Consider the following 22,576-nt stretch of genomic DNA (forward strand, 5'->3'; position numbering starts at 1 on the left):
AATCGTTGTATTATTAATAGCGGTTACATTTTCAATTTCTACTATTATAGTGAGTACTAACAGAATCACTAAAAAGCACAGCGCGGGGAGGGCTCAGAATGGCACAGTTTTTTGAGGTTTTATATTGGGTGGCTATGCTTGGGATGTCCATTGTATTGGCTGGAACGACTATACTGATCTGCGCCATTGGCTTTAAATTTATTAAAGACAAACGCAGAGCACTGGGTACGGGCTGTATCGCCTTCTCCCTTGGAGCTGCAGCGCTCATCGTATTTATGATTAATTACAAGTTTATTATTCCAGCCTAATGTACGCAGAGACTGTCCTATAAACAGCTTATTTCTATGCACAGACGGTCCGACCATCGCAAAAAAACACAGAGCAGCGATTCTCCAGTTATCTGGAGAATCGCTGCTCTGTGTTTTTAATCAATAGCTATCTGCTTCAACAGTGTCGTTAACCCATGAGTATTTCGGACCCAGATGACGTTATTTGCAGATTTTCAACCTTTGAGGCGTGGTTTCGGACTCCAGTGACACTATTGCTTAGAAAGAGCTTCATATTTACTGATTTTCATATCAATAGCGGCAATGCGGTCCGTTGGCACCACAAATATGGGAAAATGCGGCGTTTGGGGTCATCTGTGTCCGATACATGGTTTGCGATACAAGTTTTGCTTCCTATGTAAAAGAATAGAGGGCTGCCCCAGCGGTCATTACCAGGCTTTTGATAAACTCCTCTTTACTCATAAATCCAGCGACAGGCGTATCATATCTATGACTTGAATCCCATTTTCAAAGATCTCTTCACTGTAATGTCTAATAAAAAAATCTCTATCAATGCCGGTGATTCTGAATCCACATTTCTGATAAAGTGCCAATTGTCCAACACTCGAATTTCCTGTGCCAATTTCAATGGTTTTTGCTCCAAGCAGCTTGGCATTCTGAATCGCATGGTTCAGCAGCTGTTTACCTATTCCTTGCCCGTGTTTATTTTCGTCGACGGCGATATTTACGATCTCTACAGTCTCCGGTCTTGTCTGCAGCACAACGTAGACTCCGATGATGCTGTTATCCACCTCAGCCACACAACATAACCCTCTTTGTAAATATCCGTTAACCAAGCTCTCCGAAGGATCTGCTAATAGAAGTAATTCTAATGGAGGCTGTTCACCAGCTTTTAATTTTCTGATTTCCATTTCCACTTCCGGACTCCTTGTGATGATTTTTGTCATTGAGAATAAAAAAACTCCAAGCCTGTGTTGTTAGAATCCAACACGGGGCTTGGAGCCGTGATTGCTGTGATTAGCAAGGCTCTTCGTTAGGTTTCCCTGCATCCGTAGCTGTACGGAAGCTTGAACCGCAGCCGCAAGTTGCAGTAGCGTTAGGGTTGTTGATGGTGAATCCACCCGTCATGCCGGATTCTTCAAAGTCGATTTCAAGACCGTCCAGGTAACGAAGGTTCTCCTTCTCCACAACCACTTTCATGTCTTGAATGTCCATATATACGTCCTGATCGGTTTCATTATCATCAAAGCCCATAGCGTACGAGAATCCACTGCAACCGCCGGGCGTTACTCCAATACGGAGGAACATGTTCGGTACTTCTTGTTCAGCAAGCATCGCCTTTAATTGTTCTGCTGCCTTTTCACTAATATTAATCATGATCTCATCCTCCTACAAATTCGTCTCACTTCATAAGCGGAAACTTATGTTTAAGGGGCCTTCCGGCCAAAAGTTATTTCTTAAAAATATAAGAAAGTATAAGTGTTGCACCTATTCTTTATCTCTTATATTTCTCGCTCAAACGCTTATCACCTTTATAAGGATGCCAATGACGTTTATGCTTGATAAATTCAGTATAACCGACTATTCCGTTACCCTCAAGTCACAACTGCCTTAGGCATGACCCTTCGCAACAAAAAACACCATCAATATCAAGCTGTTGATACCCTTAGGAGAGTAGGTTTATAATAGGGAAGGCACTCTAAGTAAAAATTCGGAAATTTGTCACGGAGGCAAGCTCGCCTCTTTCTTTTTTAGAATGAACAGCTACCACTTGGGTACGTCTGGAATTTATCTTCGAGCAGTCTGCTCGTAAACTTTCAGGAGGAAATCATAATATGTCTACTCTTTTTACCCCCCACACGGATGCCCGAATGGCGAACATTATTGATAAGGTTCGCAGCGGCGAAAGATTGAATTTGGAAGATGGCGTTTATTTATATCAAAGCAACGATTTACTTACCATTGGCCAGCTAGCGAATGAAGTCAATATCGCCAAGAATCACAACCGGGTATATTTTATCGAAAACATGAGTCTATATTTCACCAATGTTTGCGAATCGCACTGTGCATTCTGCAATTTCCGCAAAGATGATGGAGAAGAGGGAGCCTATACCCTTTCCGGTCAAGAAATGGTGCAATATGTCGAACAGCATATCCACCCAGGCGTACGCGAATTCCACATTGTTGGTGGCCATAACGACAAGGTTCCCTTCCAATATTATGTGGATTCTTTAAAAGCTTTGAACGAACGTTTCCCTGAGGTTACCTTAAAAGCCTACACTGCCGCTGAAATTGATTTTTTCACCCGTATTAGCGGTTTGAGTATTCGTGAGGTACTGGAACAATTACGTGCTGCTGGACTCAAAACACTCACTGGTGGTGGCGCAGAAATATTATCCGACCAATATCGTAAAAAAATGCGTGTAGACAAAGCTAATGTGGAAGAATATCTGGAAGTCCATCGGACAGCACATCAGCTTGGGATGAAGACCCATACCACTATGCTGTACGGCTCCATTGAATCTCACGAAGACCGTATCCGCCATATGATGCAAATCCGTGATTTGCAGGACGAAACTAATGGCTTTATGGTATTCATTCCATTGTCCATGCAGCCTAAGAATAAAAACGCTGGCATCATGCGCCGCAACTCTGCTTATGAGGATCTGAAGACCATTGCGATCAGCAGATTGATGTTGGACAATTTCGATCACATCAAAGCGTACTTTATTAACATTGGCCCTCAGCTTACTCAAGTTGCGCTGAACTTCGGTGCATCAGACGTGCATGGCACAATTCTAAAAGAACGTATCAGCCACGCGGCTGGCGCCTTAACACCGGAAGGTCTGACTCGCGACGAATTGATCTGGCTAGTGAAAGGTGCTGGACGAATTCCTGTTGAACGTGACACTTTCTATAATGAGGTTAAGGTATACGAATAAGAAAACTACCTGAGATTTGTTATCCCATATTGGAAAGGAAGTTCGGTCAGCATGAGAACAATACTCGTTCTTGGCGGTGGCTACGGCGGCCTAGCCTTAATTCAAGAATTACTCAATAATCATCTTCCTCATGATGTTGAAATTATCTTAATTGACCGAATGCCTTATCAAGGAATCAAAACGGAATATTATGCGCTCGCCGCAGGTACCGTAACTGATTATCACCTGCGCATTCATTTTCCGGTTCACCCCCGGCTTACTGTCCGGTACGGTGAAGTGAGTTCCATTGATTTGGAGAGCAAAATAGTCAGTATGGAATCCGGTGAGATTGTATCTTATGATCTCCTAGCCATTGCTCTTGGCTGTACCGATAATTACCACAACATCCCTGGTGCTGATCAATATACCTGCAGCATCCAGACCTTTGCTGGTACTCGGGAAACCTACCGCCGTTTAAATGATGTGAAGCCTTACGGAACGATAAACATTGTAGGTGGAGGATTAAGCGGTGTTGAATTAGCCGCAGAGCTTCGGGAGAGCCGTCCAGACCTTAACATTGCTATTCTGGATCGCGGTGAACGTGTTTTGTCTGCCTTTCCGGCAAAGCTGTCACAGTACGTAGAGGAATGGTTTCATCACCATCAGGTGCAAACGCTGGGACGAATCTCTGTATCTCATGTAGAGAAGGATTCGATTTTTAACGGTAACGAGGAAATCCTTTCAGATGTGACAGTATGGACCGCAGGGATTCAACCTGTAAAAGTAGTTCAAGATTTGAATGTGTCGAAGGACCGCGGTGGACGGATTATGCTGGATGAGTATTATCGTATACCGGATTATCCTGAGGTATATGTGATTGGTGACTGTGCCAGTCTGCCATTCGCACCAAGCGCACAAGCCGCTGGAGCACAGGGTGAGCAGGTAGCTCAGGTTATTCAAGCGACCTGGCGCGGAGAGACTCCTAAGCTTCATCCTATTCGCCTGAAGGGTACTTTAGGATCACTAGGCAAAAAAGCAGGATTCGGACTTATGGGACAACGCTCCGTCAAAGGACGGGTTCCCCGCATCCTCAAGAGCGGAGTGCTCTGGATGTCGAAACGCACTTTAGGATAAGCCTAAGGCTGGTTCATAAGTATTCAAGGTAGCTACTCTCAGATAAACGCGAGAGTAGCTTTTCTTACGTTATTGGTGCGTATACCCTGCGGACTCAGATGACCTTATTCGCAAATTTTTAGCCTTTGGATGAGAGTTTCGGTCTCCAGTGAAGTTATTGCTTATAATGAGGTTCATTTATGCTGCTTTTCAGGTGAATAATGACTATGGGGTCCGATAGCTATCCAAATGTAGGAAGACACTCAATATAAGGTCACCTGAGTCCGGTGGCACCTTCACGGTAGCACCTGCACTCTCCAATATGTTGCCTAATCGATCAAATTGGTGGATTTTGTTCAAGCAAGGTTCCAAAAAGAGGGAGCACTCCATAATTTAGATTATGGAGTGCTCCCTCTTTTTTTCTCGAGAAATTTAGTCAAGATCTATATTAAACCAAGCCTCAAGCTCTTTGATCTTGGCTTCAATTTTCTCTTCTAGCTCTGCAACAGTGTCTGCTGCAATAATGTCACCTTCAACCATGGCGAAAGGCATTAAATAACACTCTCCACAATTGTTCAGACATCCGTATTCAATGACATCATAATCCGGATTTTCCTCCAGCTTATGCATTAGCTTGTCTGTTCCGTGACCCATGTTGCTGGAACAAAATTCAATAATTGGTCTCATGATGATCTCCCTATTCCGCCTAACCATTTTATTTTTTAACTTTTTGTACTATAATGAACTTACGAAAGGAGTGATTGAGAAATGAGTGAGAATGCACAAAGCACCGAAATGTATGATGAAGTACTAGAAGTGCTGGATAAGCTTCGTCCGTTCCTGCAGCGCGATGGCGGTGACGTAGAACTGGTCGATGTAGAAGACGGCATCGTTAAGTTGAAACTTATGGGTGCCTGCGGCAGCTGCCCAAGCTCCACGATCACCTTGAAAGCCGGGATTGAACGCGCCCTCCTTGAAGAAGTAGAAGGCGTTGAAGAAGTAGTTCAAGTATTCTAAATCCCGTTCAATAACCCTCCCGATCCTCCTGTAAAGGAGATCGGGATTTTCTTATTATAGAGGATTTAACATTCTCTCACAACCTTAGAACATAAAACCCGCAAGCCAACTTGGCTGCGGGTTCTTGTTATGACTATAGACAAATTTAGCTTAATTCCTTAAAACGCTGGAATGATCGCACCTTCGTACTTTTCTTCAATGAAAGCTTTAGCTTCTGGAGAATTCAGGGCAGCAACCAGCTTTTTGATGGCTTCGGAATCTTTATTGTCTTGACGGGTTACCAAAATGTTAGCATAAGGGGAATCTACACCCTCGATGAACAGTGCATCTTTAGTTGGCACAAGACCAGCATCTAGTGCAAAGTTCGTGTTGATCAAAGCAAGATCTACCTCATCCAGTTGACGTGGGAGCATTGCTGCTTCCAACTCAATGATGTCGAGGTTTTTCTTGTTTTCAGTGATATCTGCTTTCGTTGCAGCAATGTTTGTATCATCTTTCAAGGTAATCAGACCATTTTTTGCAAGTAGGATTAGTGCACGGCCACCGTTAGTAGCATCGTTCGGAATGGCAACTTTTGCACCATCAGCCAACTCATCGATCGATTTGATTTTTTTGGAATAAGCTCCAAAAGGCTCAACGTGAACGGATGCAACGGAGACCAGATCTGTTTTATTATTTTTGTTTTGGTCATCCAGATACGGTTGGTGTTGGAAAAAGTTAGCGTCTAACTCCTTCTCATCAAGCTGCACATTAGGTTGGATATAGTCAGTGAATTCTTTGATTTCAAGTGTAATTCCATCTTTTTCAAGCAATGGAGCAATAGCCTTCAAAATTTCAGCATGAGGCACAGGTGAGGCACCAATGACCAGTTTCACAGGATCTTTAGTAGGTTCACTTGTTGCTTCTGCGTTTGGTGCTGTTGTAGCAGCCGAGCTCCCAGCATTATTAGATGCATTGTTGTTACCGCAAGCCGCAAGCACCGCAACCAGTGTCAGGCTAAAAAATGTAAGTAGTACTTTTTTCATTGTAAATCCCCCTCTAGTCTATATTTTGTATTGAATAAGGATATATATGGATGTACCTTATTTCCGTGTGTAATGTTTTACGAGTCGGTCACCGGCCATTTGTAGCAATTGCACCAGTACGACAATAAATATTATAGAAACAATCATAATCTCCGTCTCATAGCGGTGGTAACCATAACGAATCGCCAAGTCACCTAATCCGCCGCCCCCAACCATGCCAGCCATTGCTGTATAGGAAACCAGTGTAACCAGTGTGATCGTAACTCCAGCTAGCAGACCTGGACGAGCTTCTGGCAAAAGAACACGCATAACAATTTGGTTCGTCGATGCTCCCATACCCTGTGCGGCTTCGATGACTCCGCGGTCTACCTCTCTTAACGACGTCTCTACCAAGCGGGCAAAAAACGGAGCTGCACCAATCACCAGAGGTGGAATCGTACCGAGTACACCAATGGAGGTTCCAACAACGGCTTTGCTGAAAGGAATTAGAGCCACCATCAAAATGATAAAGGGTACGGAACGTAGAATATTTACAAGTAATGATAAGACCGAGTAAGTTACTCTGATTACTATACTATTCGATTTCCCCCATAAATACAATAGAATTCCGAGTGGTAAACCAAGAATAATTGTGAACAATCCGGAAAAAAATATCATTTTTATAGTAGCAACCGTAGCATCCATCATTTCTTGCCAATTTAGATCTGCAAAATTCATTACGAAATCACCTCCACATCAAGGCCTTGAGCAATTAGTCTGGAGATCGTTACAGCAATCGCCTCACCTGGCCCTTCAAACCGCACAATCATCTGTCCATAAGGCACATCTTTAATCGTTGAGATGGTACCATGTAAGATTGCAAAGCTTACACCCGTATCACGTACGACATCGGATAGTGCCGAGCCGTAAGTTTTTTCTCCGAAAAAAGTAATTTTGACAGCTTGAGAGTTATCCCCGGCAGCAGCATCAAGCGCCACTCGAAGAGGTCCTTCATTCTGTGTCTCACTGCGGATGAAATCGCGTGTAACCTCATGCTGCGGCTTGAGAAATACCTCTGTAACTTTGCCTTGCTCAACAATCCCACCACCATGAATGACCGCGACACGGTCGCAGATGCTCTGGATTACATGCATTTCATGTGTGATCAGCACAATGGTCAAATGGAATCTTTTATTAATATCGAGCAGCAGCTTAAGAATGGAGTCCGTTGTCTGAGGATCAAGCGCAGAAGTGGCCTCGTCACACAGCAGTACATCAGGGTCACTGGCTAGCGCCCGGGCGATGCCGACCCGCTGCTTTTGTCCTCCAGATAACTGAGAAGGATACTTATCTTTATGTTCTTCAAGCCCAACTAGAGCGAGCAGATCTTTCACTTTTGTATCAATAGCTGTTCTAGATGTACCTGCAAGGCGCAGTGGAAAGGCAATATTATCGTATACGGTCGCCGAAGACAGCAAATTGAAATGTTGAAAAATCATCCCAATCTTGCGCCGCTGTTCCTGCAGCTGACCTTGGTTAAGACTGGTTAGCTCAACACCGTCTACCCAGACCTCTCCTTCTGTCGGACGTTCCAACAGATTAATGCAACGGATCAATGTACTTTTCCCGGCTCCAGAGTGGCCGATGACTCCGAATATTTCACCTTTCTCGATGGACAGATTTAATCCAGAAAGTGCTGTTGCCGCATTACTCCCTTTTCCATAAACCTTTGTTATCCCTTTTAGATTAATCAACTCTCGTCGCCCCCCCTTTATACTTCACTTATTCTATACAAAAAAACCTCCAACGATCGATGCAGATCGCAAGAGGCTCTGTGGGTTTATTAAGACAATGCCTTCTCATCTGCCAACGACCGCAACCTGCGCCATTGTAGGAATTAGCACCATGACATTTGTACAACGCTTCACGCGCTGGATACAAATCGGTTGCCGGGCTTCATCGGGCCTATCCCTCCGCCGCTCTCGATAAGATAAAGTTATGAAATTATATTTTTTCTGAAATCGTACATACTTTAATGCAAGCATAAGTATAGTGAGTTTATCGATTTTTGTCAAAAGGAAATATATTGAACGATTACGATTTTATGCTCTTTGCCTTGCTTATTTCCTTACGCAGCTGTTCATTGCTGTAGCTGAATGCCGCAATTAATGTCTTACAGTTCATTTCGAGCGATTGTTTTAAATCCTCAAGATGGCTATCCAGATCCTCGAGCTGAATTTTGTCATGCAAACCCTGGTGCCGCTGCCACAGATCATCTTGCATTTCGGAATTCATATAATGAATTTCAGCATTTCTGCGCTTGCGTAAATTCTCCAATGGATCGCGGTAGGAGTTCTTAATCTGCTCCAGTTGATCCGCTAATGCAGGATGCACATTCAATAATTGAAGCTGACGCAGCACTGTAAAGTAAGAAAAATGCGTTTTTAATTTGGATGTTTTGAGATCATAAAAATGATTCAGTACCGTCCCAAGCTTGTCCAGGAGAGAGAAAACCCGGATAAAGCCATCTTTATAAAAATAAACATAACGTGCATAATCGCCCTGTTCCACCGGTGTCATATCATCCATATAACCCGCAATCACTAATTTCCGGTAAAAAGCGGCCGCGAACCAACTTTGCTCCAGTTCATCCAGAGAGGAAATCAGCCCACGTGTCCAAATCTCCAGCTTGCGGTATTCATGGTCATTATCCTCATGGGCACTCATTTCCTTGCGCAGCAATGCTGCAAAAGTGGCCATATTCTCCATCGCATCAGCCAACACACCACTGTTCTTTCGAGGCGGCTCTCCAAGTAATACCCGCAGCATATCCCAGTCCTCCTAAAGTTTTGTTCAGCGTCTGCTTCCATGGACTGCTTCGTACAAAACTCGCGACGTAAGCATCGGCCAATCAGCTCCACGATATACCGATTTCCACTTTATTATTCCGCGGGTGAAGCACCTCTATCCACGGAGGGAATGTTCTACCAAGGCGGTGGAATCATTGGGTTCGTTACATTTTTTCCAGACACGACACTACTCGCGCGATTTAACTGCCAGACTCTTACACTCATATAACATAAGACACCAAACAAACTGGCAATCAGCAAAATATGAGCCAAAGCGGCAAATATGTACAATCTTTCATTATCTAAGGTGTAAACCACAGCCGCCCCACTAAATACCTGCATCAAGCATAACAGCACTGCAGCTACACCTAGCGCTCTAAGCTCTGGATAATCCTTATGTTTCCAAAATGCTAAATGCCCAAGCAGCGCCGTAAGCATGAATAAGATCAAAGCCGCAATCCGATGCATAAAAACAACACCCACACCTCCGGAAAGCTCTGGAACCCATTCTCCATTACAAAGCGGCCAACCCGAACACCCGCCTTGTGAATCCGTATGACTTACAAAAGCTCCAATATACACGACAATATAAGAATAGATGGCAGTAAAACAGGTTAAATTGCGAAAAGCCTTACTTACAGGCTTCTTTTGAGCTTCCAGCTTATGATCATATTCGCGTGCTTCATGCCATCTCTTGGTTCCAAGAGCCAACATCATAGCGCTCGAAAAGGCGATCAAAGAAAAACCCATATGCAGCGCCATTACAGCGGCGGATTGGGATTTAATTACTGCAAGCGCTCCCATACCACCTTGAACGATGACGAATAATAAAGTCATAAATGCATATCCCAGCAAATCGCGCCGAGTACGGGCATAACGCCAAAAAGCAAACATCGAGGCAAGTGAGAATAACCCCGCCAAACCGCTAAACAAGCGATGGGTGTATTCAATCATCGAGCCTATAGTATAAGCCGGAATTAATTTCCCATGACAGAGCGGCCATTCATTTCCGCATTCCAAGCCCGATCCAGTCTTCGTCACTACCGCTCCTCCGAGTACAGCGAGGAACATGATAAGGCAAGTAAGATAACTAAGCCATTTCAACTGATTTGTCGTCAAAAATATCACCCGCAGTTTTTAGTAATGAAGAAGCAGCCAGACTTATATTTCAAAAAACCACCGCTTTTGCACAAACAGGCGAAAGCGGTGGTTCCTTAGGAATTACTTTTGAAGGCTTTGATGCACTTGGACCGCTTTATCAAGGAAATTCTCAATCTCTTCACGGGATTTGCGCAATTTATTAACGAATCTAACCAATTCCCGTCCATCCGAATATGCGACGAAGCTTGGAATACCCATAATATTTTGTTCTTGGCTAACATCGCCCACGGCATCAACATCTACCTCAACCAGTGTAAGGCGGTCTGCATAAGCCTGCTCTACCTCTGGGATAAAAGGATCGATAAATTTGCAATCCGAGCACCAGTCAGCCTTGAAGATGGCCACTGTTAATCGAGGTGATTGAATGGCTACCTGAAATTCAGCAGGAGAACTAATTTTGTCCATGATTTACTCAGTCCCTTCTTCAATATCTGTCTATTTTCTACTCTTTAAGTGAAGCAAAATGCAGGGTAGAAGTCAAACCTATTCTCTCATACGAACACGTGCAGGCTGTAACTTCATCAGCGGATTCAATAATTTTTGCAGCGCCCGCGGATAACTGGAGATTTCCTGTTTAGTCAGCACGCCCAGCACAATAAGCAGTACTAGATAAATAACAACAACAGCGGCTCCTACAACAAGACAAGTGATCAGAAACGCCAAACGTGCAGGCATCAGATCTGTTAACAGAATCCCAGCCTCATTCAAGCCATAACCAATCCCGCCGGACACAAGTACCGCAATCACGAAACCGCCCCATCGTTTGCCCATAATTTCAAAAGGCACAATCGATTTCAGCATACGTAAGTTAAGCAAAGTAATGACCACGAAACAAAGTGCTGTTGCACCGATGATTCCGTAGATGCCAAACACCTTACTAAGTAATAAGCTTGCCACTAATTTTACAATAATACCCGCTAACACATAATACATGGAAATTCGCGATTTGCCCATACCTAACAAAATAGAGTTCGTTGTCATCATCGTAATCTGAAAGATCGTTCCTAAAGTAAGCATGGCTACGATACCACTGCCATCTAAACTGGCGAACAATAATCCATTTACAGAATAAGCAGCTGCTACAAGCGCCAATACAATCGGCATCCCTGTCAAAATAGAAATCCGCAAAGCGAGCGTTATCTGCTTTTTCAAATGCCCCTCATCACGGCGGGCATAGGCAGCCGAAATGATCGGAATCAATGAAGTTCCAAGTGCGATAGCTAGAACAGGTGGAATGCCCGCTACACTCTGCGCTCGATTGGATAAAATACCCAGCGCTGAAGTGGCACTCTCCCTACCTATTTGATCAATCAATAATCGTACCGTAAGAGAAGTGTCAATTACATTCACAACCGGAATCGTAAGGGAAGAGAGCACAATAGGAATAGACAGTGTAAAAATATCCTTGTAGATACCCCAAATCGGTAATTTTTGAGCAGCATCATAATTCAACCCTAATTGCTTGTCCTCACGGCGAAGTTTGACTGCAAAATAAATCATTACGCCAAACGCCGCGATACTACCAATCACGCTACCAAAAGATGCTCCCGCAGCAATTGTAGTGTTGCTATAACCTTGATGTAATAAAATATAAGCCAGCAAAATAGCAGTCAGTACGCGAGCGAATTGCTCCACAATCTGAGAAATCCCACCTGCCATCATATTGTTGCGGCCTTGAAAATATCCACGCATCATCGCTATTGCCGGAAAAAGCAGCAGCGCAGGCGCAATAGCTTTTATCGCCATCGCCGATTCAGGGACATCAGCAATATGAGTTGCATAAAATGGAGCCCCTATGTACAGCAAGACAGTCATAAACACCCCTGCAGCCACTGAAAACAGCAGTGCAGCATGATACACTTGTCTCGCCTCTTCAGGACGATTCAAGGCGTATCGTTCAGAGACCATTTTGCTGAGTGTACTTGGAATCCCAGCGGTGGCTACGGTTAGAAGCATTAAATAGATATTGTTAGAAACTCCAAACGATGCTCTCCCCACACCGTCAAAGATATGGTCCAGCGGCACCCGCTGGACAAGCCCGAGTACCCTTGCCACCAAAGCTGCAGCAGCAAGGATAAGCGTGCCTTTAACAAAAGACTCTTTCTTGGACAAACTCTTTCCCCTTCTTCACTGTTAAATTAAAACCGGGCGACCCATATAAAAAAGAGGACGACCATAATTACCTGCAATACGATTTTGACCAAGGTACTGCTAAATAAGCCGAGTATGGAGCCAACACTTACCTTAGCAGCTTTAGACGGGGAAGATCCCACAATCAATTCTCCAATAAAAGCCCCTAGAAATGGTCCAATGATAAGACCAAAAGCTGGAATAACAAAAGGTCCTAAGATCAGCCCGATCGTGCTCCCGATAATCGATGAACGTGAGCCGCCAAATTTTTTGACACCCCACGCTCCTACAACATAATCAGCAACAAACAGAACTACAACGATCAGTGTTTGAATAATCCAGAACCAAACCCCAAAGGGCTCAAAAGAAAAGAACCAGCCGTATACAAAAAAGGCAAGATAGATCGCTAACGCACCCGGCAGTATAGGATACACAGCCCCTGCCAATCCTACAGCAAACAAAACAATGATAAGAATCCAACCCAGGATCGTCAATTCCTTAACCTCCTACTAGCATAATGCTCCATGGATTCACTTCGCAGTACTGCTTTTATTATTTGCTGCCTACAGAGGCTGCAGCTTCGGTAAAGATATACTTTTGGATGACCTCAGCAATCCCGTCTTGATTATTGGTCGCAACCACAACATCAGCCTCTTGTTTAACCGTCTTTTGCGCATTGCCCATGGCAACGCCAAGCCCAGCCTGCTGGATCGCCGCCAGATCGTTAAGGCTGTCGCCCACAGCTACAACTTGCGACATTTCTATTCCCAGCAGCTTGCAGACTTCCTTTATTCCTGCTGCCTTATTCACGCCTAGAGGATTAATCTCCAGATTGTGCGGAGAAGAGTTCGTAATCTCCAGTCCACCCATATCTTGAAGACGAAGCAACAGCTTATGACGAAGCTCATCATCTTCAGTGTGATAACCGAACTTAAGCCATTCTCTACCCGTAACATCCCCATCCCAGTTATCCTGTTTAAGAACTTCGTCCAGAGAATAAGCCCAGAACCAGATGTCATCTGCTTTTGCAAGATCATACATTTCTTGTACCAGCTTGGGATCCATTAGTGATCTCCGGTATATTTCATGTGGCGCTCTCCATACCTCACTGCCGTTCACAGTGATCATCGGTGTCTCTAGACCTAGCTGCTCTGCATAGGGTAAGGCACTTACAAATGCTCGGCCTGTCGACAGACAGACATGAACGCCTGCGTTGACCGCCTTTTGAATCCATTCCACCGTTGTGGGTGTAATTATCTGTTCATCATTCAGTAGGGTTCCATCCATATCCAATGCAAGCAGGCGGTATTTGGCAATCATTTGCCACCCCTCCATTCTTGTATGCTCTCTATTGAGAAGCTGTTTATTTTTTAAATCTTAGCCATAGGGTCAGAGTTACTCGGTACCTGTAGTCTCTCCCTCCTTCGCATTATCATTAGTATTATTGCCAGACTGGAGACTTTTCTTTGGAACTCCATCAAGCCCATATTCCCAATCATAGGCATCAAATATTTTACGTGCGACTGGTGCCGCACTTTGTGAACCAAAGCCACCTTCAGGGATTACAACCGCCACAGCCAACTTAGGATTATTACGTGGAGCATATGCAATAAATACCCCATTATCGCGAATTTCACCCTTAGCTACTTGCTGAGAGGTTCCCGTCTTACGTGCAAAGTCATAAGGGAAATCAGAAAAAGCACTAACTTCACTTCGCATCCCCTGCTTAATTTCATTCCAGTAGGACTTATCGAAGTTTGTTACTTCATCAAGCACCTCACGTTTAAACTCTTTGATTATATTTCCATCTGCGTCAGTAATCTTGCTAACCAGTTGAGGTTTAATCCGCTGTCCTTCATTAGCAAGTGTAGTAACATACTGTGCAAGCTGCATTACTGTATAACTTCCTTGTTGTCCGAAAGAGGCATAGACCAGTGCGGACTGCGCACTACCAGCAGCTTCTATATTGGTATAGTTTCTTTGACCCAAGAATTCATTAGGCAGGTCAATTCCCGTAGATACACCAAGGCCGAACTCTTTCATATAGACATCCCAGATGTCTATCCCCTTGCTTTTATATTTGTCATACAATCTTTTACCGACCATATCGACCATAAATGCATTCGAGGATTTCTCAATGGCTCTAGCAGGATCCAAAGAACCATATACGTGGTTAGAAGAGTTTCTTACCTTCGTTTCATGCCCAGACTTACCAAAAGTCGCAAAACCTTTATCCTGATAATAAGAAGAAGTTGAAAACAACCCTTCATTCAGACCCACGAGTACACTCAAAGGTTTAATCGTTGAACCTAGAAGCAGTACAGATCTTAGTCCGTTCCCTGAGGTTCCCGAAGAAATAGGAGTGATCGTTCCGTTCTGATAATTATCCATAATACTGTTCCAGACATCTGAAGACAAAGAACCTGATGTCCAAACATTCGTATCATAATCAGGCATACTCGCCATAGCGACAATATTACCAGTATCTACTTCCATCGCTACTGCATATCCCGTTAAAGCATTCGGATGCGTTCTGCCTTGTACGGTATTAGAGTGCAACCATTTGAGCTGATCTGTTATCGCCTGTTCTGTCTTCATCTGAACATTCTTATTAATCGTTGTCCAGATGTCATTTCCTTTGACAGGCGGAACGACACGCTCAATTTTCTCCGCCATATTCTGTGGATTGACGGAAATTTCCTGATATCCGTTTTGCCCGCGAAGCTCACGCTGATATTTCAGCTCCAGCCCATCGAATCCAACAAATTCATCATCCTTATACGTTAGCCCTGGCTCCGGATTGTTTTTCATAGCACTAAGAATGTTTTTATAAATATTAAGACTGTTCGCGGATTTGAAGGGTTTGATATATCCAATCGTCTGTACAGCAACCGTATCTTTATCGTAATGACGAATGCTCTCCTCGACAATCTCAAGCCCCGGATATTCTCCTTTATGTTCCATGAAATAAGCTACTTCTTCAGTAGTCAGATCAGCCTTAATTCGCCGTGCCATAAAGCCAAGTGATTTACGAAAATATAAATCCAACGCATCAATTACATCTTTCTCCGTCATCTTCTCTGCATTTGGATCACCATATTTATTGAAATCAGCTACCAGCTTGGCTGCCAAGGCATCAGACTTGACCTTAGCCTCTGGGGTCAGCGTTGTTTTACCGGTGTCTTTATCTGTTTCCTTAGCCGTATACTCTTTATTGAGTGTGATATACAGCGATTGAACAGGAGTGGAATAAGCTAGCTTCTCACCGCCTGCAGCGTATATAACCCCTCTCATGGAAGCTAACGGTACATTTTTAGTATCTCTACTCGTCTCTACCTCAGTTAAAGTTGGACCTTCCACGAATTGCAGAACAGCTAGTCGGATGATGATTACGCAAAATATAACGAACGTGCTAAAGAAAAACACGTTGAGTCGCAGGCCGATGGAACTTTTGCTGCTGGTCTCGTCAGGAGGTGAGGCCTGCTTACGGAAAAAACTCACAGTTTGTCTCTCCTTTTTCTCTAATTTAAGCTTATTGTTCTTGAACGGGATCTGCCACAGGAGGAATATTCTTCTTTGGAACCCCATCCAGCCCATATTCCCAATCATAAGCATCAAAAATCTTACGGGCAACCGGAGCTGCACTATTTGAGCCAAAGCCGCCCTCCGGAATCACAACCGCTACAGCCAGCTTCGGATTCTCACGTGGAGCAAAGGCAATAAAAACCCCGTTATCACGGTTTATATTTTTTCTGTCCGTTTTTTCAGAGGTTCCTGTCTTACGGGAAAAATCATAAGGAAAATCGTCAAAAGCACTAACTTTACTGCTCATTCCCTGTTTGATTTCTCTCCAGAACGATTTATCAAAGGTTACTTTATTAAGCACTTCTTTTTTAAATTCCTTAACCACCTTACCTTGCGCATCCGTAATCTTACTTATAAGCTGTGGTTTAATTCGCACACCTTCATTTGCAAGTGTAGTAGCATACTGGGCAAGCTGTAATGTAGTATAACTGCCTTGCTGGCCAAAAGATGCGTAGACGAGCGCGGCCTGCGAGCTCCCTGCAGCCTTGAAATCTGTATAGTTAATCTGACCTGGTGATTCACCGGGAAGACCACTTTGTGTTGACACACCCAGTCCGAACTTTTTCATATATTGGTCCCAGACCTCTACGCCTTTATTCCCCAGGTATTTCTTATAAAGTTGCTTTCCGACCATATCCACCATAAATACGTTAGAGGATTGCTTGATAGCATCAGCCGGATACAGTTTTCCATAGACGTGACCTGATGAATTTCTAACCGATGATTTATCATCCTTACCGAAATAGGTAATCCCCACATCTGGATAGGTGCTCGAGGTGCTAAAAAAACCTTCATTTAGACCAATTAATACACTTAACGGTTTGATGGTCGATCCCATGAATACAAGAGAGCTAAAATCATGACCCGATCTCCCGGAAGAATTCGAGGTAATTGTACCATTCAGATGATTGTTCATAATTTTATTCCAGACGGATGTAGGCAACGAGTCCTTTGTCCATACATTCGAATCGTAATCCGGCATACTCGCCATAGCGACAATATTACCAGTCTCTACTTCCATTGCTACTGCATAACCTGTTAAAGCATCTGGATGAGTTTCGCCTTGAACAGCATTGGTGTGCAGCCATTTAATCTGATCTAATATGGCCTGTTCAGTCTTCATCTGAACATTCTTATTAATAGTCATCCAAATGTTATTGCCTTTTACAGGGGGAACGGTCTGTTCTACCTTCTCCGCCATATTTTGAGGAGTGACCGAAATGACCTGATAACCATTTTCTCCGCGCAGTTCGCGTTGATACTGCATTTCCAGACCATCAAACCCCACATATTCTTCCGTTTTATACATAAGTCCCGGTGAAGAATTGTCTTTCATTGCACTACGAATATTTTTGTACATCGCTATGTCTTCGGTTGATTTAAAAGGTTTGCCAAAACCCACCGTCTGCACAGCTACCGTATCTTTATCGTAGTGGCGTACACTTTCTTCCAAAATGGTAATACCTGGATATTCATCCTTATGTTCCATGAAATAAGCTATTTCTTCTGAAGTTAGCCCTGCTTTTATACGACGCGGTACATAACCTAGGTACTTTTTAAAGTCCAGATCAAGTAAATCCAGCACGTCCTGCTGCGTTAACTTAGGGGCATCTGCACTTCCATATTTCTCAAACTCCGCTACTAATCTTGCTGCAAGGTCATTGGACTTATTTTTCGCTTTTTCCGTTAGTGAGGTTTCACCCGTTACTTTATCAGTAGTTTTAGCTGTATATTCCTTATTTAGGGTAAGATAGAGCGACTCAACAGGTGTAGAATAGGCTATCTGCTCACCCCCGGCAGCAAAAATAATCCCTCGCATGGCTGCCAGCGGAACAAACTTCGTATCCCGTTTGATCTCTTCTTCTGTCAGCAAAGCTCCCTCAGTAAACTGCAAACCTGCAAGACGCACAATAATGATACAAAAAATAAAAAAAGTGCCAAAGAAAAACAGATTCAATCTCAGACCTACAGAATGTTTCGAAGATTTCCCGTCCGCAGGCGGGAGCTGCTTCCCAAAGCTCACCAGCTTTCTTCCCTTCTATATAAAAATAATGTCTGATTTGCCTTAGCCAGCGACATTGCTCTTATAATGAAGGTGATTTCTAAGAAGCTGATTGTGAGCATTGCACTCGCATTTGTGTTAGAGCGGTTGGTATGAGTTTATTGTACCACACGGAAGGAGTGCGGCGCCCTCACTCAGAGTGCGTTCTCCCTAATATGCGTATCGTCAAAATCCTTCGGATTAAACCAATCTCCACTACTCGCCCAAGTGGGATCCAGTGGAATCCAAGCTTGCCGGTCACTTATATAAACTTCATTCCAGGCATGTGCGCCATACCCGCCTCTACCATCATAGCCTTGACCCGTTACAACGCGCACCTGCAATCCTTGGGAGCGGGCCATTACAGCGTAAAGACGGGCATAATCAATACATACCCCTATGCGTGTGTCGAAGGTATCCTGTGGGGTCTGTTCATGCCAAATTCTATTCTTTTCATAATTTTCCGCTTTGGCGTAATCATAAGTTACTCTTGTTCCTACCCATTCATACAGTAATCTGGCTTTCTTCTCGTCTCCTTGCGCTTGTCCAATAATATCTTCAGCCGCACCCACAATATCTTGTGGGATATCATGATCGATAACTTCATATTTTCTGCGCAGGATATCATTCATCTCAGCTGCAACGGTCTTCGTCAGAATAGGCAGCTTTTTCTGCACGGTCTCCCCAACAAAGGGTTCAAATACAGCGGCAGCGCTTTGACTGTAGATCGGAGAAGATTCCACATAACGGCTAAATTGACTTTCTGGATTTAGGCCAACACAAATGAAAAGAGCGAGCACAATAATTAAACCACGAGTCAAGCCTATAATTAATCCTATGATAGCTCCACCCATACGGCTTACTTGCGTAATCTTTCTGTCCTTAAATGTCTTGGTGCGCCGTAGCTGGTGGAACGGGAGCAGCATAGACAACAATCCCAGAAGCATGCGAATTAAGATATAAGAGAGCAATAACAACAATAGAAACCGCACCAGCGGCGATTCCGCCAGCACAGACACAGCCGTATAATAAATTTGCTGCCACTGGGTCAGCTGTTTATCAGGCAGACTTATTCCTGCTGCCCAAGTCTGAACATGAGGGTTGAGATAAGCCGCAGCAGGAATGGCCAGCACCAAAGAAGCTATTGTAAACAGTCCTGTTCCCAACAGACCGAATAATCTTCCGGTAGCACTTGAGAACCCTCTGCTCCAGCCTTGCAATAGTGAAAAGACTACTACCAGCAGGAGGGCGATGGAGATGATATTTGCATCACTCAGACTAGTCAACCAACCGTTTATCATATCCAATCTCCCCTTTCAGTCGCCCGCTTGCTTGTTTTTGATAATGATTTAAACTGAGGCCGTTTATTGATGTTTCCGAGCTTCCTCGATAAATGTTTGTGTGGTATCAGTAATACTCCACTTCCCAAGACTAACTCCGCGGAAAGTAACCTCTACCTTATCTTCGCCAGTCGTACCTTTCACTTCAATATTCGGAGTTGTGATCGTAAATGTTCCGTCACCATTTGAAGTGTACTTCGCATCCTGCGCCTCTTTAAGCATAACCTCTTGTGCTTCCTTCTTCAGCGTACTTACCGTTCCATCTGCCACCTTATTCACAGCGTTACCAATTTGGTCCATTGTCACACCACTATAGATGAATAGACCTACAACGATAATAATGACAATCGCCCATTTCAACATCGTTTTGACCAAATTAACAACCGCGAACAACAGAACAAGCGCAATAACAATAACTAACCAATTCTCTCTAATAAACTGTGACCACACCTCTGGATCCATCAACCTCACAACACCCCTATCACCTAGTTTCGTCCTAAGGATTATCTCCTCCACAGACATGACGCCAATATTAATTATTATACATGAATGCCCATCATAATTCATGGTTCCACAGCCAGAGAAAGGTATACCTGCTTATAGGAATTAAAAATGCGGTATAAGCCCTCTCTGTCCCACGTAAAGTACAAGTAGTTGCTTAAATTTGATCTTCTTATAATACGCCTTCCTGCATTAACCTTTATTGTAGGTGGCTCTCGGAGGTGTTTCCTGTGAAAACTGCGCTGTGGCTGTACCTGTTTCTTTTTCTGGCGTTTTTTGATTTACATGCACAGTATCCTATTCTAACGCCCTTTGCCATCTCTCTTGGTGCGGGACCCGCCTTTATTGGCTGGATGATGGGCATGTATTCGTTGACCCATCTTCCTGGCAATTTGCTCGCAGGCGTACTCGTCGATCGTAATGGCAGCCGCCGCTACATCGTCTTTAGCCTTGTTAGTGCGGGAGCCATTCTATTGCTGCAGGCTCACGCTCAGCTTCCGTGGCATTTGCTGATGCTACGAGCAGCAAGCGGGTTCGCGCTCGCCTTTCTCTCTCCGGCGTGCATGACCTTGCTGGCTTCATTATCATCTGATGCTACTGAGCAGGGGAAATATATGTCCGGACATGGTATCGTTCATACCTTAGCTTCAGTGGTATCCCCAGCAGCGGGGGCCTTTATCGTAGCTAAAGCTGGCTATTCCGGCACCTTCACCACATTGGGATGGCTGCTTATCGCTACAGGCATCATGGCTTTTTTCAGTGTACCGGCGCCTGCCCGGCGTTTAGTACGCCCTGTAAACTCTGCAGCACCTCCTTTAAAAAAACAGGATCTTCCTTCGCTCCCTATATCCGATGCCAATCCAGTTTCCAAACGTTATTATCTGCTGCCTTTTTTCGTTTCTTGTTCACAAGGGGTTCTATTCTTTGAGCTTCCTCTATCTCAGACCGGAAGTAATAGCATTGTTTCCACAGGCATTCTTTTATCGCTCCTTAGCTTAGGAGCTTTGGTAACACTCAGTTTATTCTTCCTGAACCGCTTTTCCCCAGGAGGAAGAATAGCCGTGGCCTTGTTAGGAATGGCCCTTTGTTTTTTTGCGCTCGCCTCACTTCACAGCATTCCCGCTTCCGTTATTCTCTTTATGCTGGGTGCAGCCAAAGGAATATTATTTCCTGCAATGGCATCGCTCTTTATTAGTCTAGGTGGACCAGGACGTATGGGACGCACCTTCTCCATGCAGTCGATAGCCATGTCACTAGGCGCATTCGCAGGGCCTGTGGCCGCAGGACAATTAAGAGCCGTTGTTTCGCCTTATTTCATTGCCTTTCTATTGCTGATGGTTGCACTATTACTGCTTCCGCCAAAAAATTCAACCAAGCTGTCCTCCTACTCTTCCAAATGGAATGGGCGGGCCGCATGATTTATTGTTTTTACGACATTTCCCGGGGAATGAAGATTTTCCTGTAGAAACAGTTGTTAAAACTGCTCCTCCTTCGGTAAACTATAATGAGTCTGTAAGTTCAGGCTTCATTTCCGGAGGTGATTGTCAGCAAATGTCCATTACGATTATTGTCGAAGGCAAAAACGATCGCAGCAGATTACGACGCGTGCTGGTACCGGAAGTCGAAATCCTCTGTACCTTTGGTACATTAAATACGCTCAAACTCGAGTCCCTGCGACAAAAAGTAGGAGATGGAGAAGTATATCTTTATATGGATAACGACAGTTCAGGCAAAAAAATACGCGGGATTCTCCGCGATGCCTTTCCCGATGCTGGTCACATCTATACGCGCCGAGGTTATGCCGGAGTGGAAGGCACTCCAGATGAATACAATATTAATCAGCTTGAAAAAGCGGGTCTGGAAGAGTTCATCATTTACCCTGAACCCATTCCTTTTTGATTCGCGATATATTACCTAAGAAATTAAAAACGCCTTTTTCGTTCCCCCCTTAATAAATGGGATTCGAAAAAGGCGTTTCTGTTATGCGGTTATGCTATTCACGAGCCAATTCATTCAGCCTATCGGCAAGAAATTCAGGCGTTATGTTATCCGTATCCCCTGCGTCATACAATGCACGGAGACGATTGTCCCGATCAACCAATGCTATGCGATTGGCATGTACGAAATTTTCTTTACTATTCCCTGCAATTAGTACTTTAAAAGAATCAGTTGCCAGCTTACGAATCACTTCCTGATCCCCCCGTAAGAAGTACCAACCCTTATAATCTGCCTGGAAACGGTCCGCAAAGCCTTTAATGGCTTCACGCGTATCATTCTCTGGATCAAAAGAAATGGAGACGAAGGCCGTATCTTTTCCAAAGCTGCCATCGTCGACCAGAATTTTCTGCGTCTGAGATAACAGGAACGTAGTTATAGGACATACATCCGGACATTGCGTGAAAAAAAAGTATACCAGCCGTGCCTTACCTTGTGTATCAGCCAGAGTAATCTGGTCTCCATCCACATTTTCAAGTGAAAAGTCCTGCACTTCTCCGATTACCGGCAGTTTTTCTTTTCCTAAATTCAAAGAATTAACTGCCAGATAACCAGCCATTACCAAAGCAAGCAATAGTAGAATCCAGGTCCATTTATAACGCTTAAAGGTCTGCACGGACAATAATACCCTC

The 22,576-nt window shown here is 44.1% G+C and carries 23 protein-coding genes and 1 riboswitch; of the genes, 6 read left to right on the plus strand and 17 right to left on the minus strand.

The genetic code is table 11. From position 1 onward, the window contains the following. The first annotated feature begins 98 nt into the window (after positions 1-98). Positions 99-308: a hypothetical protein gene (locus tag MHH60_RS23415; RefSeq protein WP_036685233.1), complete on the plus strand. Its 210-nt coding sequence runs from the start codon at positions 99-101 to the stop codon at positions 306-308. A 437-nt stretch (positions 309-745) separates the two neighbouring features. Here MHH60_RS23415 and MHH60_RS23420 read toward each other — a convergent pair whose 3' ends face one another. Together MHH60_RS23420 and MHH60_RS23425 are read right to left on the minus strand one after the other, a co-directional pair. After that, positions 746-1,198 carry a GNAT family N-acetyltransferase gene (locus MHH60_RS23420; RefSeq protein WP_076128052.1) on the minus strand — a complete coding sequence of 151 codons (453 nt, stop codon included), beginning with the start codon at positions 1,196-1,198 and terminating at the stop codon, positions 746-748. Positions 1,199-1,304: 106 nt separating this feature from the next. Continuing rightward, entirely contained in the window at positions 1,305-1,664 is a 360-nt protein-coding gene (locus MHH60_RS23425) for a HesB/IscA family protein (protein ID WP_036685235.1), read from the minus strand. A gap of 458 nt (positions 1,665-2,122) precedes the next feature. Between MHH60_RS23425 and mqnE the strand changes: the two genes are divergently transcribed. Both mqnE and MHH60_RS23435 read left to right on the plus strand, forming a co-directional pair. Then, a complete protein-coding gene (gene mqnE / locus MHH60_RS23430) occupies positions 2,123-3,229 on the plus strand; it encodes an aminofutalosine synthase MqnE (RefSeq protein ID WP_036685236.1) in 1,107 nt (368 codons plus the stop codon). Between the two features lie 51 nt (positions 3,230-3,280). Further along, positions 3,281-4,342 (plus strand): NAD(P)/FAD-dependent oxidoreductase, encoded by a 1,062-nt coding sequence (locus tag MHH60_RS23435; protein WP_076134187.1) that lies wholly within the window; start codon positions 3,281-3,283, stop codon positions 4,340-4,342. Positions 4,343-4,753: 411 nt separating this feature from the next. Here the strand turns inward: MHH60_RS23435 and MHH60_RS23440 are convergent, their stop codons facing one another. Continuing rightward, a complete protein-coding gene (locus tag MHH60_RS23440; protein ID WP_036685247.1) occupies positions 4,754-5,008 on the minus strand; it encodes a YuzB family protein in 255 nt (84 codons plus the stop codon). An 81-nt stretch (positions 5,009-5,089) separates the two neighbouring features. Between MHH60_RS23440 and MHH60_RS23445 the strand changes: the two genes are divergently transcribed. Further along, entirely contained in the window at positions 5,090-5,338 is a 249-nt protein-coding gene (locus MHH60_RS23445; RefSeq protein ID WP_036685249.1) for a NifU family protein, read from the plus strand. Positions 5,339-5,496: 158 nt separating this feature from the next. Here the strand turns inward: MHH60_RS23445 and MHH60_RS23450 are convergent, their stop codons facing one another. The 13 genes from MHH60_RS23450 to MHH60_RS23510 all read right to left on the minus strand — a co-directional run bounded on the left by MHH60_RS23450 (position 5,497) and on the right by MHH60_RS23510 (position 19,910). Then, a complete protein-coding gene (locus MHH60_RS23450) occupies positions 5,497-6,363 on the minus strand; it encodes a MetQ/NlpA family ABC transporter substrate-binding protein (protein WP_036685252.1) in 867 nt (288 codons plus the stop codon). 57 nt (positions 6,364-6,420) lie between these two features. Then, on the minus strand, positions 6,421-7,050 hold the full coding sequence (locus MHH60_RS23455) for a methionine ABC transporter permease (RefSeq protein WP_370510542.1): 630 nt from the start codon (positions 7,048-7,050) through the stop codon (positions 6,421-6,423). Positions 7,051-7,079: 29 nt separating this feature from the next. Next, positions 7,080-8,096, minus strand: coding sequence for a methionine ABC transporter ATP-binding protein (locus tag MHH60_RS23460; RefSeq protein WP_076134185.1), 1,017 nt, complete (start codon positions 8,094-8,096; stop codon positions 7,080-7,082). Positions 8,097-8,198: 102 nt separating this feature from the next. Further along, positions 8,199-8,334, minus strand: a riboswitch (SAM riboswitch). A gap of 102 nt (positions 8,335-8,436) precedes the next feature. Next, a complete protein-coding gene (locus tag MHH60_RS23465) occupies positions 8,437-9,171 on the minus strand; it encodes a Cthe_2314 family HEPN domain-containing protein (protein ID WP_036685261.1) in 735 nt (244 codons plus the stop codon). A gap of 155 nt (positions 9,172-9,326) precedes the next feature. Next, positions 9,327-10,319 (minus strand): COX15/CtaA family protein, encoded by a 993-nt coding sequence (locus MHH60_RS23470; RefSeq protein WP_370511475.1) that lies wholly within the window; start codon positions 10,317-10,319, stop codon positions 9,327-9,329. 93 nt (positions 10,320-10,412) lie between these two features. Beyond that, entirely contained in the window at positions 10,413-10,757 is a 345-nt protein-coding gene (locus MHH60_RS23475) for a thioredoxin family protein (RefSeq protein ID WP_036685265.1), read from the minus strand. Between the two features lie 78 nt (positions 10,758-10,835). Beyond that, complete coding sequence (locus tag MHH60_RS23480) at positions 10,836-12,464, minus strand: putative polysaccharide biosynthesis protein (RefSeq protein ID WP_076134183.1); 1,629 nt, start codon at positions 12,462-12,464, stop codon at positions 10,836-10,838. A 26-nt stretch (positions 12,465-12,490) separates the two neighbouring features. Continuing rightward, positions 12,491-12,976: a DUF456 domain-containing protein gene (locus MHH60_RS23485; RefSeq protein WP_038573189.1), complete on the minus strand. Its 486-nt coding sequence runs from the start codon at positions 12,974-12,976 to the stop codon at positions 12,491-12,493. A 58-nt stretch (positions 12,977-13,034) separates the two neighbouring features. Then, positions 13,035-13,802, minus strand: coding sequence for a Cof-type HAD-IIB family hydrolase (locus tag MHH60_RS23490; protein ID WP_036685270.1), 768 nt, complete (start codon positions 13,800-13,802; stop codon positions 13,035-13,037). 75 nt (positions 13,803-13,877) lie between these two features. Further along, the gene (locus MHH60_RS23495; protein ID WP_036685271.1) at positions 13,878-15,983 is read right to left on the minus strand and encodes a peptidoglycan D,D-transpeptidase FtsI family protein; all 2,106 of its coding nucleotides are present in this window, start codon (positions 15,981-15,983) and stop codon (positions 13,878-13,880) included. Positions 15,984-16,014: 31 nt separating this feature from the next. Beyond that, positions 16,015-18,090 carry a peptidoglycan D,D-transpeptidase FtsI family protein gene (locus MHH60_RS23500; RefSeq protein ID WP_256715075.1) on the minus strand — a complete coding sequence of 692 codons (2,076 nt, stop codon included), beginning with the start codon at positions 18,088-18,090 and terminating at the stop codon, positions 16,015-16,017. A gap of 173 nt (positions 18,091-18,263) precedes the next feature. Then, on the minus strand, positions 18,264-19,409 hold the full coding sequence (locus MHH60_RS23505; protein WP_076134181.1) for a transglutaminase domain-containing protein: 1,146 nt from the start codon (positions 19,407-19,409) through the stop codon (positions 18,264-18,266). Between the two features lie 63 nt (positions 19,410-19,472). Then, a complete protein-coding gene (locus MHH60_RS23510) occupies positions 19,473-19,910 on the minus strand; it encodes a hypothetical protein (RefSeq protein WP_036685280.1) in 438 nt (145 codons plus the stop codon). A gap of 269 nt (positions 19,911-20,179) precedes the next feature. On the opposite strand from MHH60_RS23510, the gene MHH60_RS23515 reads away from it, so the two are divergent. Together MHH60_RS23515 and MHH60_RS23520 are read left to right on the plus strand one after the other, a co-directional pair. Next, the gene (locus MHH60_RS23515; protein WP_076134260.1) at positions 20,180-21,367 is read left to right on the plus strand and encodes an MFS transporter; all 1,188 of its coding nucleotides are present in this window, start codon (positions 20,180-20,182) and stop codon (positions 21,365-21,367) included. Between the two features lie 133 nt (positions 21,368-21,500). Further along, a complete protein-coding gene (locus MHH60_RS23520; protein WP_036685586.1) occupies positions 21,501-21,848 on the plus strand; it encodes a DNA primase in 348 nt (115 codons plus the stop codon). A gap of 94 nt (positions 21,849-21,942) precedes the next feature. Here MHH60_RS23520 and MHH60_RS23525 read toward each other — a convergent pair whose 3' ends face one another. Further along, a complete protein-coding gene (locus MHH60_RS23525) occupies positions 21,943-22,560 on the minus strand; it encodes an SCO family protein (protein ID WP_111506403.1) in 618 nt (205 codons plus the stop codon). Positions 22,561-22,576: the final 16 nt, after the last annotated feature.

The organism is Paenibacillus sp. FSL H7-0716 (assembly GCF_038002705.1).
GTDB classification, from domain to species: Bacteria; Bacillota; Bacilli; order Paenibacillales; family Paenibacillaceae; genus Paenibacillus_AQ; species Paenibacillus_AQ odorifer.

Excerpts from the sequence above, each read along its gene's own strand:
- MHH60_RS23415 (WP_036685233.1), top strand. The coding sequence starts at position 99 with ATGGCACAGTTTTTTGAGGTTTTATATTGGGTGGCTATGCTTGGGATG.
- MHH60_RS23420 (WP_076128052.1), bottom strand. The coding sequence starts at position 1,198 with ATGGAAATCAGAAAATTAAAAGCTGGTGAACAGCCTCCATTAGAATTA.
- MHH60_RS23425 (WP_036685235.1), bottom strand. The coding sequence starts at position 1,664 with ATGATTAATATTAGTGAAAAGGCAGCAGAACAATTAAAGGCGATGCTT.
- mqnE (WP_036685236.1), top strand. The coding sequence starts at position 2,123 with ATGTCTACTCTTTTTACCCCCCACACGGATGCCCGAATGGCGAACATT.
- MHH60_RS23435 (WP_076134187.1), top strand. The coding sequence starts at position 3,281 with ATGAGAACAATACTCGTTCTTGGCGGTGGCTACGGCGGCCTAGCCTTA.
- MHH60_RS23440 (WP_036685247.1), bottom strand. The coding sequence starts at position 5,008 with ATGAGACCAATTATTGAATTTTGTTCCAGCAACATGGGTCACGGAACA.
- MHH60_RS23445 (WP_036685249.1), top strand. The coding sequence starts at position 5,090 with ATGAGTGAGAATGCACAAAGCACCGAAATGTATGATGAAGTACTAGAA.
- MHH60_RS23450 (WP_036685252.1), bottom strand. The coding sequence starts at position 6,363 with ATGAAAAAAGTACTACTTACATTTTTTAGCCTGACACTGGTTGCGGTG.
- MHH60_RS23455 (WP_370510542.1), bottom strand. The coding sequence starts at position 7,050 with ATGATGGATGCTACGGTTGCTACTATAAAAATGATATTTTTTTCCGGA.
- MHH60_RS23465 (WP_036685261.1), bottom strand. The coding sequence starts at position 9,171 with ATGCTGCGGGTATTACTTGGAGAGCCGCCTCGAAAGAACAGTGGTGTG.
- MHH60_RS23475 (WP_036685265.1), bottom strand. The coding sequence starts at position 10,757 with ATGGACAAAATTAGTTCTCCTGCTGAATTTCAGGTAGCCATTCAATCA.
- MHH60_RS23490 (WP_036685270.1), bottom strand. The coding sequence starts at position 13,802 with ATGATTGCCAAATACCGCCTGCTTGCATTGGATATGGATGGAACCCTA.
- MHH60_RS23505 (WP_076134181.1), bottom strand. The coding sequence starts at position 19,409 with ATGATAAACGGTTGGTTGACTAGTCTGAGTGATGCAAATATCATCTCC.
- MHH60_RS23510 (WP_036685280.1), bottom strand. The coding sequence starts at position 19,910 with ATGGATCCAGAGGTGTGGTCACAGTTTATTAGAGAGAATTGGTTAGTT.
- MHH60_RS23520 (WP_036685586.1), top strand. The coding sequence starts at position 21,501 with ATGTCCATTACGATTATTGTCGAAGGCAAAAACGATCGCAGCAGATTA.